The following is a 15,179-nucleotide window of genomic DNA, read 5'->3' on the forward strand; positions in this document are numbered from 1 at the left end:
AGCCCTCAGAGGCCGTGGCGCACGCGGCTGGCCTTCTCCTGGGACTTGAACTGCCCGAACCGGGGCAGGAACTTGTCCCAGTCGATGATGTGCGCGTCGATCTCCGGGCCGTCGATGCAGGCGTGCTTGCGGATGTTCTTGCCGTCGATGACGACCGGCACCATGCAGGCTCCACACATTCCTGTGGCGTCGACCATGATCGAGTTGAGGCTGGCCACCGTGTGCACGCCGTAGCGGCGAGACAGGTCGGCCACCGCGCGCATCATCAGCGGCGGGCCGATCGTGACGACCTCGGCGACCTGGCGCCCGGTGCCGGCGGCGGACGCCTCGAGCATCGACTCCAGCGGTGTCGTCACGAAGCCCTTGACGCCGAACGTGCCGTCGTTCGTCGCGTACGCGACGTCGAGCCGGTCGCCGAACTCCGCCTTGAGCCCCTCGACCCGCTCGCCCTCCTCGGTCCAGAACAGCACGTCGGCGCTGCGGAACCCGGCGATGAGCGTCACGTGGTTGCCGGCCTGCAGGTGCGCCCGCGCGATCGGGTACACCGGAGGCAGCCCGAGCCCGCCCGCGGTGAACACCACCGTCTGGTCCGGCGGGTACACCGTGATGTCGCTGGGGCGCCCGAGGGGCCCGGCGATGCCGGCGAAGGAGTCGCCGACGCTCATGTTGTTCATCTCGATGCTGCTCGTGCCGACTCCCTGGATGACCAGGCAGATCGTGCCCTTCTCGACGTCCCAGTCGGCCAGCGTCAGCGGGATGAGTTCGCCGTCCTCCCAGGGGAGCACGCGCACGAACTGGCCCGCCTTGGCCGCCGCCGCGATGACCGGGGAGTGCACGGTGACCTCCTCGATGCCGTCGGCCAGGTGCCGCTTGGCGAGGATGACCTGCGAGGTCGCGGCCCGCTCGGTGTAGTCCTTGGCGCGCGCCACCATCTCGCGGATCTCCGCCGCCGGCAGGTCGAGGTGCCCGATGATCTCGCGGGCCGCGGCCTGACCGTCTCCGGCCGCGTTGATCGCCGTCGAGCCGCCCCGGGCCGCGTCGCCGCCGGAGTACACGCCCTCGACCGAGGTCTCCTGCGAGCCCAGCTGTTCGAGGTCGATCGTGCCCCACTTGGTCGTGTGCAGCTTGGGCATCGAGTCCTTGATGATCGGGTTCGACGCGTTGCCCAGCGCCATGATGACCAGGTCGGCCTTCATGACCTCGGTCGTCCCGGTCGCGACCGGCCGCCGCCGCCCGGAGGCGTCCGGCTCCCCGAGTTCCATGACGTCGAGCGTCGCCGCGGAGACGAAGCCGGTCGCCTCGTCGCCGAGGAACTCCTGCGGGGAGCGCAGCACGAGCAGGTCGATGCCCTCCTCGAGGGCGTGCTCGAGTTCTTCGACGCGGGCGGGCATCTCGGACTTCGTGCGGCGGTAGACGATCGTCACGTGCCCGCCGAGGCGCCGGGCGGTGCGGGCGGCGTCCATCGCCGTGTTGCCGCCGCCGATGACGAGCACCTCCTTGCCCGCGGTCTCCGGCAGTGGCGTCTCGTAGTCCTCCCGCAGCCCCTGCATGAGGTTGACGCGGGTGAGGAACTCGTTCGCCGACATGACGTTGAGGTAGTGCTCACCGGGCACGTCCATGAACTTCGGCAGCCCCGCGCCGGTGCCGACGAAGACCCGCGCGAACCCGTTGGCCCGCAGCTCCTCGATCGTCGCGGTCTTGCCGACGACGAAGTTCGGCACGAACCGGCCGCCGAGCAGCTTGATCTTGCCGACGACGTCGTCGATGAGGTCGTTCGGGAGCCGGAACTCCGGGATGCCGTAGCGCAGCACCCCGCCGAGCGCGTGGAACGCCTCGAAGACCGTGACGGGGAAGCCCTCCGCCGCCAGCAGGTAGGCGTTGATGAGTCCCGACGGCCCCGACCCAATGATCGCGATCGGAGGCCGAGTGGCGGCCGTCCACGGGTCGCGCCGCCCCGCGAACCGCCGCTCGTCGGCGTTCGGGTTGACGAGCTTCTCGCGCTCGGGCAGGAACCACTCGAGCTGGCCGATGTTGATCGGCATCTTGTTCTGGATGCACACGCCCTGGCACTGCAGCTCCTGCGGGCACACGCGGCCGGTGACGTCCGGCAGCGGGTTGCAGCTCTCGATGAGCTCCATCGCCTCGTGGAACTTGCCGGTGCCGACGAGCTCGAGCACCTTCGGGATGTGGATCTTCACCGGGCAGCCGCCCTTGGGCTGCGGCCGGCCGGCGATGTGCACCCCGACCTCGCACGGCTTCTCCTCGCACTGCTTGTCGCGCAGCGCCTCGAGCCACACGAGCAGGTCGACCTCGGTGCGGGTGAACCCCTCGTTCATGTAGCCGAGGTAGCCCTCGTTGACGAGACCGAAGTCGTGCGAGCGCTGCTCGGGGGTGCGGATGTGCGGCGGGATCGAGTTGCCCGCCGGCCAGTCCTTCGACAGGCCGGCGAACATCGGGTACCGGTCGGACAGGTGCGCGTCGAGCGCCCGGATGAACGAGCGCTTGCCCTTCAGCGGCAGCGCCCACACGTACCGCATGAGCACCCGGCTCGCGTCGTCGCCGCGCAGCAGCACCTGCCACATCTGCTTGGCGAATTCGGGGCTCAGGTCGGGCTGGGAGAACTCCCACATGACCGCCGCGACGCCGTCGTCGATGAACATCTGCCGGAAGGCGGTCGGCTCGCTGATGAGCCGCCGCTTGAGCAGGTCGAGTTGGGAGTTGAAGGTCTCGACCTCTTCGGTGTGCTCGAGCACGTCCACCCGCGACTGGGTGGTCTCGAGTTGCTCGCTGGCCTGCAGCCATTCGCCGAGGCGGTTGGTGTCGGTCATTGGATGATCTCCGCGTCGCAGGTCTTCTTCACCCGGTCCATGCGCTTCTCGAGCTCGGGGGTGATGGGAACGGTCTCGAGCGCGCCGGGGATCATCCGGGCCACCCGCTGCGGGGCGCCGTCGATGACCATCGTCGTCGACTCGAAGAACTGCGGCAGCTCCTGGTAGCAGGTGCCGCAGTCGTTGCACTTCGGAACGTCGTTCTCCGCCAGGTAGATCGGCCGGTCGGCCACGGCGGTGGCCGCGGCCGGCTCGCTCGCCGGAGCCGCCGCGAGCCCGGCCGAGGGCACCGCGCCCGCCGGCCGCACCGGGATCGACGCGCCGAGGGAGACGGGGGCCTGGCTCGAGGAGGCGAGCGAGCTCATCGCCCGCGCGATCTCGTCGATGGAGTTCTCCCGGTCGCGCATCGCCGTCTCGTACCGGCTCTGCAGGTCGGCCAGGTCGCTCTTGTGCAGCGCGTCGAGCTGCGCCTCGTGCGTGCCGGAGAGGTACTGCAGCATCTGCCAGTACCGCTTGCGGTCGCGCACGAGCGCGACGATCTGGCTCGAGCAGCGCACCTTGATGAGGCGCTGGTCGTCGTCGGTGGCGTAGACGAACGGCACCCGCGTGGCCCGCTGCTCGCGCGGCAGCTCGATGTACTCGTCGATCGGCAGCGCCACCGCCTCCAGGTCGGGGGCGAGCCGCTGGAACTGCTTGCGGAACCGGGTCTCCCCGAGCGCGAACTCCGCCGGAGTCAGCGGCGTCGTCAGCAGCTGGATGTCGCCGGCCTCGTCGCGGTAGGCGAGGTCCTGGGTGGTCCACGTCTTCTCGACGTCGGGGTTGCCCTCGAGGCTGAACCACTGGTGCAGCGTCGATCCGCGCCGCGGGTCGTGCACGAACACCGGGTTCATCCGGCTCTCGACGGCCAGGCGGGCGCGGCGGGCCGAGGCGTCCTCGGGGATGCCGTGCTCGGAGCCGCACGGGGTGTAGACGTCGAGCACGCTCGGGCCGTCGGTGTACTGCAGGAACTCCATCGCGTGCCGCAGGAAGTGGCCCTGGATCGCCGTGCTCGTCGCGCACACGTAGACGCCCGGGTGGAACGAGGCGAGCAGGCCGAGCTCCTTGCGGGACTCGTGCTTGCCGTCGTGGGCGGCGCCGTGCCGGGACAGGTCCGAATCCTGGCTGGTCAGGCTCGCGGTGGAGGCCTGGCCGCCGGTGTTGGAGTACACCCCGGAGTTGAGCACCATGACCTTGATCGGGGTCTCGCTGGCGAGCACCCGCGACATCGCGCCGAAGCCGATGTCGTAGGAGGCGCCGTCGCCGCCGATCGTCATGATCGTCGGCAGCAGCTCCAGTTCGGACTTGCTGAACTGACCCCAGCCGAGCATCGCCAGCTCGCGGTCGTGCACGTCGGGGTTGTAGGCGTCGCTCAGCTCGAGTTCGGCCACGCGCAGCGCCCGCACGTCGGCGGTCGTCTGCGAGGCGGTGCCCTCGAAGATGCCCTTGGCCAGCGGCTGCGCGTCCTGGAACAGGCTGTTGACCCACGGGTCGACGTACGGGTTGTACGGCATCGTCGAGGCGTACACGCTGGAGCAGCCGGTGGCGTTGGCGATGATCGTCGACGCCGGGCCGTTGCCCGTCGGGCCGCCCTCCTGCAGGTAGAGCCGGTGCTCCAAGGTCTTGATGGCCTCGCCGATGCGGGTCTTGCGGCTCTCCTCGGAGACGGTGTCGGCCTTGGCGTAGAGCTTGTCGATGAGGCTGGTCAGGTCCTTGATGTGCTGGCGCCGGTGCTTGTCGCCGAGCGCGTGGCTGGTCGCCATGACGAGGCGGATCGCGGTGACCTCGCCGCAACCGCGGCAGCCGCCGTGACCACCGGTCGTGGCCCAGAACGTGTCGTGGTCGAGCAGCAGCCGCTTGATGTCGCCCTCGGGGGTGTCGGACCCCTCGGTGAAGCGCTCCGGGGTGTTCGGGGCGGCGGTCATGAACGCGAACCGCTGCTGCAGGGTGTCGAGCACGGCGTCGTCCTGGTCGAGCGAGGTCAGCGCGCCGGGGCCGCAGGCGTCGACGCACTCCAGGCAGCCCGTGCACTTCCACGGGTCGATGGTCGCCGAGAACAGGCCACCGCCTCCGGGCTCCTCCTTCTCCACCGAGTCGAAGAACGGCCGGGTGCGCGCCACCGGGAAGGTGGCCAGCTGGGCGACGACCTTGTCGAAGGTCTGCGCGAGCATCTCGTCGCGGGTGACGTGCCCGGCCGCGCCGGCGACGATCTCGTGGAACGGCTTGGCCTCGCGCGCCCGCAGCGCCTCGCGGGTGCGTTCGGCGATGCCGTAGACCTCGCGCCGCAGGTCGTCGCGCTGGCCGGGGGTCGCGTCGATGCGGTCGATCGCCACGAGGATGAGGTCGTGGATCTCGTGCACGGTGTTGGGGATCGCCGCGTCCGGGCACACGAGCGCGCAGTCCATGCAGCCGGTGCAGATCGCGGGGTTGAACTCCGGCACGGTGCGCCGGAACATGCCCTTGTCCTTGCCGGCGGCCGTGCCCGCGGGGATGAACAGACCGGCTCCCGGCAGCACCGGGGCCTCGCCGATCGTGCCCTCCCGGAACGGGCGGGCCATGACGTCCTCGTAGTAGGCCGGGTCGAACAGGCCGCTGGTGCGCTCGGCGCGGGTGCTCGGGCACATCGAGGCCGACAGCGCGACGGTGAGCAGCGGCTGGCGCGCGGGCTGCTCGGCGATCTCGGCGAGCTCTTCGGACTCGTAGTCGACGAGCTGGGTCGCGTCGATGCCGTCCATGATGACCGCCATGTTGCTCTCGACGACGTTCGCGCCCTTACGGCCGAACTTCTTGTCGATCTGCTTGCGCACCCGCTCGAGGATCTGCTCGCGCGAGGCGCCGGAGACGACCCGGTCGACGTGCGCGGCGACGGCGCCGATGAACGCGATGCCCATCATGCGGGTCTCCAGGTCGGGAGACGGTGCGTGCGCCTTGGCGACCTTGAAGGCGTCGACGACGAAGAACCGGATCTTCTTGTCGACGATCGTGCGCCGCGCCGACCGCGGCAGGTCGCGCCACAGCTCGGCCGGCGACAGGCTCGACTGCAGGATGAACGTGCCGCCCGGCGCGAGGCCCTTGAGCGGGTTGGCGTGGATGAACGCCTTGTGGTCGGGGGAGATGACGACCTCGACCTCTTCGAGCTCCGCGTTCGTCTGCAGGATCTCGTCGGGGCTGAGCGTGATGTAGTAGTTCGTCGGCGCCCCCGACTTCTCCGAGCCGTACTTCGGCGCCGACTTGCTGCGCATGCCGAGCACCCCGGCGAGGATGTCGGTGAGCAGCTTGCCGGTGGCGATCGTGCCGTAGCCGCCGACCGAGTGGAACCGGATGCGCATCGCCTCGGGCGGCAGCAGCACCGGGTTGTCCTGCGTCTCCAGGGCCATCAGCTCGGTCTCGGGGTAGGCGGTGCGCAGCCGCTGCTGCACCTCCGCCATGTGCGGGTCCGGGTCCTTGTCGAAGAACTGCGAGCCGAGGTACACCAGCGGAGCCGGTGCCGGCCGCGTCATCGCCGTGGCCGCCGCGATGAGGTGCCGCGGCTGCAGGTCGTGCCCGCCGAGACCGAAGATCGCGGTCGTCAGCGTCGGCACCTGGTCGGCGCTCAGCGCGGGGATGCCCGCGTGCCGCTGCGCGTCGACGTTCTGCTGGGCCTTGAACAGGGCGCCGGTGACGAGCGTCGTCAGCGCGGTCTGGTCGGAGCGTTCGAGCACCGTGACGCAGGACTTGCCGGCCAGGGCCGCCACGACCTCCGCCTCCGGGAAGGGCTGCAGCAGCTTGATGCTGATGAGCCCGCACCTGATGCCCTGGTCGCGCAGGTAGGGCAGCACGGCCCGCACGTCGTCGCCCACCGACCCGAGGCCGACGAAGACGACGTCGGCGTCGTCGCACTCGTAGGTGTGCACGGGGGAGTAGCTGCGGCCGGTGAGTTCGGAGTACTCCGCCATCGCCTGGCGCACGAGCGCGGGCACGGCGGAGGCGAAGTGGGTGCGGTGGTCGACCGAGCCGGCCTGGAAGTCGGGCTGGTTCTGCACCGGGCCGGTCAGGCCGGGGTTGTCGACGTCGACGAGCGCGGGCACGAGCTGGCGGGTGCCCTGCTGCCACGCGCCGAGCCACTGCCGGCGCCACTGGCCGTGCAGCTGCTGCGGGATCCAGGCGAGGGTGGCCCCGACGAGCTCGCCGTCGTTGTCCTTTTCGACGTCGTCGGCGCGGGCGGCGAGGAACGCGCGCAGCGCGGAGATGTCGTCGGCCTCGATGTCGCGGGCGTGCCGGGTCAGGTAGCCCTGCAGCTGGAAGACGCGGCCCTTGGCGCCGAACAGCATCTCCTGGGCCAGCGTCGGGCACTCGATGCGTCCGGCGGGGTCGCCGAGGTAGTCGCGCAGCAGGTCCGGCTCCGGGAGGCGGGCCTCGCACAGCATGTGGCTCGTCGCGAACCCGTCCATCGCGTTGGCGACGGGGATGAGCGACAGGGAGGAGACGCGGTAGGAGATCGCGGCGAGGTCGGCCGCCTCCTGCGGGTTGGACCCGAACAGGATCGTGTAGCCCGAGGAGAGCAGGGCGTAGATGTCGTCGTGGCCGGCCATGACGTTGAGGGAGTGCTTGGACACGACGCGCGCGGCGACCTGCAGCACGAAGCCGCCGATCTTCTTGCCGACCGTGACGTAGTGCGACTCCATCGCGTAGAGGATGCCCTGGCTGGAGGAGGCGTTGGAGATGAACTGGCCGCCGGTCAGCGCCGCGCCCAGCGCGCCGCTCTGGGCGGAGTGCTCGCCCTCGGGCTCGAAGAAGAAGGAGTGTTTGCCCCAGACGTTGACGCCGCCTTCGGCGCGCGCCGCTTCGTAGAGCTCGGAGATCTCGGTGGACGGGGTGATCGGGTATCCGATGACACCTCCGCAGACGTGACTCATCACGTGCGCGACGGCGCCGTTCCCGTTGATGACGGACGGGATACCTGGGTAGCGCGGGTTGACGGCGTTCTTGGCGACGGTGTTCATGACGGCTCCGGCGGACAACGTTGTCCAGGTGGGCCGCGCAGCCACCGCGACCCGGGTCGACGCAGTGCGGCCTTACGTGGCGTCAGGCTCGACGGCCGAGTCGGGGTGCGGGAAGAATCCCGACGTGCCGAACTCGGCGTTGTCGAAGGGGAGCTCTGACGTCGCCTCGCGACCCTGCTCGACCTCGTCCGCCGGCGTGTTCGCCTGCGGCTGGGCGTCGTGGGGCTGGTTGGGCTCAACAGTCATTGCTGCCTCCGATCCGGGGACGATCGGAAGCGGTGGCAGACACCGTCGGGTCACGGTTGTCGCGTCGGCGACGTCTGTCCTCGCTCCTCGCTATGGACATGACCAATTTTGCGTGGCGTCGGTCACCCGCGTGCGGGGTTTGTGGAAAGTGGCATCGGAGCGTTGTGAGTGCCGTTCGTGGTTCCGGCGCTCAGGCGTTCAGGCGTTCAGGCGGTGGCGACCTTCACGGCGGTGACCGCCTGCTGGGCGCCGGCGCTCAGCTTGGCCGCGTCGAAGGTCATCGTCACGCGGTCGCCGGACTCGTTGCTCCAGCTGCACAGGTGGTCTTCGCACGTCGTGAGCATGAGCCCGTTCGGCAGGTCGAGGCCGCGCAGCTGCCGGACCACCGCGGGGGTGGCCATCGTCGCGACGCGGTCGTCGTAACCGCCGCGCACCGCCGCGAGCAGGGTGTGGCCGTACTCGCCCCCGTTGGTCGGCAGCGCCTCGCTCGCTGTCTCCTGCCCGCCGGTGCCGCTCGTCGAGCCGCCCGGGTTCGACGGGGTCGTCGGGCTACTCGGGCTACTCGGGCTCGTTGGGCTCGCCGGGCTCGATGTCGCGGAGGTGGCCGCGGTGGTGGGCGCCGACGACGTCGACGCCTCGGTGCCGCAGGCCGCGATGAGCAGGGCCCCGGCGACGACGACGGCGGCCAGCGCGAGGCCGCGGCGGGTACCGACTCCGGGCGGTACCTCCAGGAGACGGGTGAAGGGCTTGTCGGCCAGCCGGTCCGGGGTCATCGACACGAGGTCCTGGTCCTGCCTCCGGCCGCCGGGCACGGGCCGGTCGCGTGCGGCCGCGGGCGCGCGGCTTCTGGCGGACCCATCGGCCGCGCCGCCTCCGGGATGAGCAATCCGTCCAACTGACAAGCCAATTCGCTCCGTCAACGACCGTGAGAACTGCGTGTCAGCTACGAGGACTGCGGCACGAACCGCAGGCGCGACCACGACACGCAGTTCTCACGGAGGGCGGGCGGAGGGCGGGCGGAGGGCGGGCGGAGGGTGCGCGGAGGGTGCGCGGAGGGTGCGCGGAGGGTGCGCGGGGGTGCATGGAGGGTGGGCGGGTTCGGCGGCCGGGCGGGGGCGCGGGGCGACCCGATAGGCTTGCCGTCGGCCCGGAGGCTGCCCTGCGACGCGCGTACGCGGCGGGGCGGAGACGACGACAGCGAAAGAGGGTGGCCCGGATGCCGGCGATCGTGCTGGTCGGTGCCCAGTGGGGCGACGAGGGCAAGGGCAAGGCGACGGACCTGCTCGGCGACCGGATCGACTACGTCGTGAAGTTCAACGGCGGCAACAACGCCGGTCACACCGTGGTCATCGGCGACGAGAAGTACGCGCTGCACCTGCTGCCCAGCGGCATCCTCACGCCGGGGGTCACGCCGGTCATCGCCAACGGCGTCGTCATCGACCTGTCGGTGCTGTTCACCGAGCTCGACGACCTCGACCGGCGCGGGGTCGACACCTCGCTGCTGCGGGTCAGCGCCAACGCGCACATCATCCCGCCGTACAACACGGTGCTCGACAAGGTCGCCGAGCGGTTTCTCGGCAGCCGCAAGATCGGCACCACCGGCCGCGGCATCGGTCCGACGTACGCCGACAAGATGTCGCGCGTCGGCATCCGCGTGCAGGACCTGTACGACGAGTCGATCCTGCGCCAGAAGGTCGGCGCGGCCCTCGACTTCAAGAACCAGGTGCTCGCCAAGATCTACAACCGCCGCGCGATCGAGGCCGACCGCGTGGTCGAGGAGCTGCTCTCCTACGCCGACCGGCTCGCGCCGATGGTCACCGACACCTCGCTGGAGATCAGCCGCGCGCTCGACGCCGGCAAGACCGTGCTGTGCGAGGCGGGTCAGGCCACGCTGCTCGACGTCGACCACGGCACCTACCCGTACGTGACCAGCTCGAACGCCACCTCCGGCGGTGCCTGCACCGGAGCCGGTCTGCCGCCGACCCGCATCGACCGCGTCATCGCGGTGCTCAAGGCATTCACCACGCGCGTGGGCGAGGGCCCGTTCCCCACCGAGTTGCACGACGAGGTGGGTGACCGGCTCCGCGAGCTGGGTCAGGAGTTCGGCACGACGACCGGGCGCCCGCGGCGCGTGGGCTGGCTCGACGTCGTCATCGGCCGCTACGCCGCCCGGATCAACGGGGTCTCCGACTTCGTCATGACCAAACTCGACAACCTCGACACGTTCGAGCAGATCCCGGTGTGCGTGGCGTACGACATCAACGGCGAGCGGGTCGACGAGATGCCGACCAGTCAGAGCGACTTCCACCACGCGCGGCCGATCTACGAGTACCTGCCCGGGTGGTGCGAGGACATCAGCGACTGCCGCACGTTCGAGGAGCTGCCGCCGCGCTGCCAGGAGTACGTGCTGTTCGTCGAGGAGCAGATCGGGGCCCGCATCTCCGCGATCGGAGTCGGTCCGGGCCGCGACGAGATCATCCAGCGGTACCCGTTGACGGGGGAGTGAGTGTGAGCGAGCCGAACGCATCGGCATCGGAGCAGGATTGGGTCACGCGGCTGGCCGACGAGGTCGTCGCGGAGGCCACGGCCCGGCAGGGCGGGGCGTTGACACGCCCGATCGTGTGCGCGTCGGGGCTGAGCCCGAGCGGCCCGATCCACCTGGGCAACCTGCGTGAGGTGATGGTGCCGCACTTCGTCGCCGACGAGATCGCGCGCCGCGGCATCGCGGTCGAGCACATCATCAGCTGGGACGACTACGACCGGTTCCGCAAGGTGCCGGAAGCGGTCGAGGGCGTCGACGAGTCGTGGAACGAGCACATCGGCAAGCCGCTGACCAGCGTGCCCCCGCCGCACGGCTCCGGCTACCCGAACTGGGCCGAGCACTTCAAGGCCGTCATGAAGGCGGCGCTGGAGATGCTCGGCGTCACCTATCGCGGCATCTCTCAGACCGACCAATACACCTCCGGCGCCTACCGCGAGCAGGTGCTGCACGCGATGCGCGAGCGCGACCGGATCGACGCGGTGCTCGGGCGGTACCGCACCCGGGTGACCGAACCGGCTCCGGCGCGCGGGGGGCAGGGCAAGCGCGGCGCGAAGGAGGTTCTCGACGCGGCGAGCGCGCAGGCGGCCGAGCTCGCGGAGGAGGGCTCGGGCGCGGCCGGCGAGGACGACGGGTCGGGCACCGGCGGCTACTTCCCGTTCCGCCCGTACAGCACGACGTTCGGCACCGACTCCACGCAGGTCGTCAGCTACGACGACGAGACCACCGAGCTGACGTACCTGGCGACCGGCCCGGGCGGGCAGCAGGTCACCGAGACGATGCACCTGGACCGCGACTTCCACGGCAAGCTCGTGTGGAAGGTCGACTGGCCGATGCGCTGGGCGTACGAGGGTGTCGACTTCGAGCCCTCCGGCGTCGACCACCAGTCGCCCGGCTCCTCGTTCGTCGTCGGCGGGCAGCTCGTGCAGGAGATCTTCGGCGGGCGGCAGCCGATCGGGCCGATGTACGCCTTCGTCGGGATCGCCGGCATGGCGAAGATGAGCTCGTCCAAGGGCGGGGTGCCGACGCCGGCCGACGCGCTCGTGCTGCTGGAGCCGCCGGTGCTGCGCTGGCTGTACGTGCGGCGGCGGCCGAACCAGTCGTTCACGGTGAGTTTCGACGCCGAGCTGCTGCGGCTGTACGACGAGTGGGACGCGCTCGGGCGCAAGGTGGCCGGCGACACGGCCCAGCCCGGCGACCTGGCCGCGTACTCCCGCAGCGTGCGCACCGCCTCCCGGGAACTGACGCTGACGCCCAAGCCGGTGCCGTATCGGGCGCTGACCTCGATCATCGACATCACCGGCGGGCACCCCGAGCAGACGCTGCGGATCCTCGAGGGCTTCGACCTCGACGGGCCCGTGCGCAGCCTCGACGACGTGCGCCCCCGGCTCGACTGCGCGAGTCAATGGGTGCGCACCCAGCTCGACCCGTCCGAGCGCACCCGGGTGCGCCGGGAGCCGAACCGGCACCTGCTGGACTCCCTGGAGCCGGCGCAGCGGGAGGCCCTCGAGCTGCTCGCGGCGCGGCTGCTCGACGACTGGACCCTCGACGGGCTGACGACCCTGACCTACGGCATCCCCAAACTGCAGGCCGGGTTCGACATCGGCGAGAAGAAGCTGCCGCCGGAGGTCAAGAAGGCCCAGCGCGACCTGTTCAAGCTGCTGTACCGGCTCCTCGTCGACTCCGACACCGGCCCGCGGCTGCCGACGCTCCTGCTGTGCGTCGGCCCCGACCGCGTCCGCCGCCTCATCACCGGCTAACCGAGCGGCGATCGCGCTCGCCCTCGCGTTCGGCGCCCCCACCACTTGGCCGAAGGCTGCTCTTTCGGCCGATGGCTAGGGTTGCAGTACGAGCCCTCGACCGAAAGGGCAGCCTTCGGCCGGTATTTGGGGGTTGTCAGGTGGGGCGCAGGACGTGCATGCGGTGGGCGGCTCGGGTGAGCACGACGTAGAGGATGCGCGGGCCGCCGGGGGATTCGGCGACGATCTCGTCGGGGTCGAGCACGATCGTCGCGTCGTACTCCAGGCCCTTGGTCGACATCGGGTCGACGACCGTCACCTGCTCGGCGCGCTCACCGAGGCGCTCCCGGGCGGAGGCGGCCTGGCTCGCCCAGCGGGCCGGGGCGATGACCGCCACCACCCCGTCCACCTGGTCGAGCAGTTCCGTTGCGGCCGCAGCGACCTCGGCCTCCACATCGGAGCCGGAGACGGCGCGGTCGACCGGCTCCACGCCCGTCTCGCGCACGGCGCGGGGGATGTCGGCGTCGGGCATCGCCGCACGGATCACCAGCGCCGCGTGCTCGAAGATCTCCCGGGCGTTGCGGTAGTTCGTGTCCATGTGGAACGCCTGCCGCGGGTGCGAGCCGAACGCCTCGTCGCGGGCCGCGACCGCCTCCGCGGCGTCCGGCCAGGAGGCCTGCGCGGCGTCGCCGACGACGGTCCAGGAGGCCCACCGGCCGCGCCGCCCGACCATTCGCCACTGCATCGGAGACAGATCCTGCGCCTCGTCGACGAGCACGTGCGCGTACTCGCCGGGCGATTCGATGCGGCCGTACAGCAACCGTTCCCGGGCTTGCGCCGGGTCGGCCGGGGGCCGGCGGTCGCGCCGGCCCAGCGCCGCGTGGTTGACCGGCTCGTCCGCGGCGCCCCGCAGCTGCCCGGAGGCCACCGCCGACCCGAACGCCTCGTCGATCTCCTCGATCTGGTAGAAGCCGCGCTCGCGCTCGGCCTCCGGCACGAGCCCGACGCGGGGAGACAGATCGTCGATGAGGGCGACGTCGGCCACCGACCACGTGCCGGTCGCCAGCGCCGTGCGCATCGAGGCCGACAGCGCCTCGGCCTCCTCCTCGTCGAGCACCCCCGCGGCGTAGCGCTGAGCCCGCTCGGGATCGGCGAGCCAGAGCACCACCTCGCGCGGATCGACCGGCCGCCACCAGCGGTCGAGAAAGGCGTCGACGTCGCGGTGGTCCTCGAACGTCGCGATGAACTCCTCGCTCTCGCCGGGCTCCGGCTGCGCGGGGCGCACCTGGCGCCACGCGGCCTGCCCCAGCGCGGCGAGCATCGCGGCCCGCGAGTGGTTGCGGGTGTGTCGACGCAACACCTGCGCGCGTGCGCGCTCCAACTCCCGGCGCCGCAGGCGCACCGCCCGGCCCCGCACCATCGCGCGCAGTTCCGCCGGGCCGCCGGGGATCTCGTCGCGCGCCGCCCGCGCCAGCACCCGCCGGATCCGCACCGACCCCTTGATCGCCGCGACGGCCGGCGGGTCGAGACGGGTCGCGGTGGCGACGTCGAGCACGTCGCCGAGCGAGCGCAGCGTCACCGACTCCTCACCGAGGGAGGGCAGCACCCGCTCGATGTACGCGGTGTACGCGGCCGACGGGCCGACGACGAGGATGCCGCCGGACTCGAACCGCCTCCGGTCGGAGTACAGCAGGTACGCGGCCCGGTGCAGCGCGACGACGGTCTTGCCGGTGCCGGGGCCGCCCGTGATGAGCGTGACCCCGCGCGCCGAGGCGCGGATCGCCTCGTCCTGGTCGGCCTGGATCGTCGCGACGATGTCGCGCATGCGGCCGGTGCGGCTGCGGGTCAGCGCGGCCAACAACGCACCGTCTCCGAGGATGACGAGGTCGTCGGGGGCCTCCGGCGCGAGCAGATCGTCCTCGACCCCGATGACGCGCTCGCCGCGGCAGCGCAGCACGCGGCGGCGCAGCACCCCCATCGGTTGCACCGGCGTCGCGCGGTAGAAGGGGGAGGCGGCGGGCGCGCGCCAGTCGATGACCAGCGGCTCGTAGTCGTCGTCGCGCACCCCGAGCCGCCCGATGTAGCGGGCCTCGCGGCGCTCGGCGGGATCCGAGTCACGGTTCAAATCGCGCCCGGAGTCGTGGTCGATGTCGAGACGCCCGAAGACGAGGCCCTCGTGCTGACGGTCGAGCGTGCTCTGGCGCCGGCCCGCCGTGTAGACGAGCGCGTCGCGTTCGAACAGGCCGGTGATCTCCTCGTCACGCACGTCGCCGGTGCGGTCGGTGCGCCCCCGCGACAGGCCGTCGGCCTCGATGAGCGCCGCCCGCACCCGCGCCTTGTCGAGTTCCGCGTACACCCGGTCGACGTGCGCCTGCTCCGCCGCCAACTCCCGGGCCAGCACCGCCTCCATGTCGGCTCCGGAGCCGGGTTCGTCGGGCGCGTCGCGGTCGCCGGGGTGACCGTGGTGCCTGCTCGTCACTGCTTCGCTCGAATCGCGCATCTGCCCTGTCGTCGTCGCGTCGCTCGTCGGTGCTCGGGTGGTGGGGTGTCCTGCGCGTCCGTGGCCGCCCGCGCGCCGGGCGTCCGTGGCCGGGTCGACACCGCCTCCCCGCGTGTGGGCGCGCGGCGCCCGTCACAGGGGAAGGTCCAAGTTTACGCACCCGGAGCCGGTGCCGGTCGATAGGTGCACCCCGTCGACCGCGGCGCCCGACGAGTCGCGGGCGACCGGGCCCCGCGGTGCCCGACGAGTCGCGGGCGAGCGGGCCCCGCGGTGCCCGGTCTCACTCGGTGGACGCGCTCGGCCGCCGGA

7 protein-coding genes are annotated in these 15,179 nt (G+C 71.3%); 2 read left to right on the forward strand and 5 right to left on the reverse strand.

Annotated elements, in window-relative coordinates; genetic code table 11:
• Positions 1-5 precede the first annotated feature (5 nt).
• The 4 genes from PINTE_RS01270 to PINTE_RS01280 all read right to left on the reverse strand — a co-directional run bounded on the left by PINTE_RS01270 (position 6) and on the right by PINTE_RS01280 (position 8,871).
• On the reverse strand, positions 6-2,828 hold the full coding sequence (locus PINTE_RS01270) for a sulfide/dihydroorotate dehydrogenase-like FAD/NAD-binding protein (RefSeq protein WP_068425109.1): 2,823 nt from the start codon (positions 2,826-2,828) through the stop codon (positions 6-8).
• Positions 2,825-7,846, reverse strand: coding sequence for a 2-oxoacid:acceptor oxidoreductase family protein (locus PINTE_RS01275; protein WP_068425112.1), 5,022 nt, complete (start codon positions 7,844-7,846; stop codon positions 2,825-2,827). Before PINTE_RS01275 ends, PINTE_RS01270 begins: the two co-directional genes overlap by 4 nt.
• A gap of 72 nt (positions 7,847-7,918) precedes the next feature.
• Positions 7,919-8,092 carry a hypothetical protein gene (locus PINTE_RS22480; protein ID WP_157087018.1) on the reverse strand — a complete coding sequence of 58 codons (174 nt, stop codon included), beginning with the start codon at positions 8,090-8,092 and terminating at the stop codon, positions 7,919-7,921.
• Positions 8,093-8,298: 206 nt separating this feature from the next.
• Positions 8,299-8,871 (reverse strand): hypothetical protein, encoded by a 573-nt coding sequence (locus tag PINTE_RS01280; RefSeq protein WP_157087019.1) that lies wholly within the window; start codon positions 8,869-8,871, stop codon positions 8,299-8,301.
• Positions 8,872-9,308: 437 nt separating this feature from the next.
• On the opposite strand from PINTE_RS01280, the gene PINTE_RS01285 reads away from it, so the two are divergent.
• A complete protein-coding gene (locus PINTE_RS01285) occupies positions 9,309-10,598 on the forward strand; it encodes an adenylosuccinate synthase (RefSeq protein ID WP_068425119.1) in 1,290 nt (429 codons plus the stop codon).
• Between the two features lie 2 nt (positions 10,599-10,600).
• On the forward strand, positions 10,601-12,391 hold the full coding sequence (gene lysS / locus PINTE_RS01290; protein WP_068425122.1) for a lysine--tRNA ligase: 1,791 nt from the start codon (positions 10,601-10,603) through the stop codon (positions 12,389-12,391).
• Between the two features lie 136 nt (positions 12,392-12,527).
• Here the strand turns inward: lysS and PINTE_RS01295 are convergent, their stop codons facing one another.
• Positions 12,528-14,780, reverse strand: a complete 2,253-nt coding sequence (locus PINTE_RS01295) for a HelD family protein (RefSeq protein ID WP_068425277.1) — start codon at positions 14,778-14,780, stop codon at positions 12,528-12,530.
• Positions 14,781-15,179 lie beyond the last annotated feature (399 nt).

Source organism: Piscicoccus intestinalis NBRC 104926, assembly GCF_001515525.1.
Taxonomy (GTDB): domain Bacteria; phylum Actinomycetota; class Actinomycetes; order Actinomycetales; family Dermatophilaceae; genus Kineosphaera; species Kineosphaera intestinalis.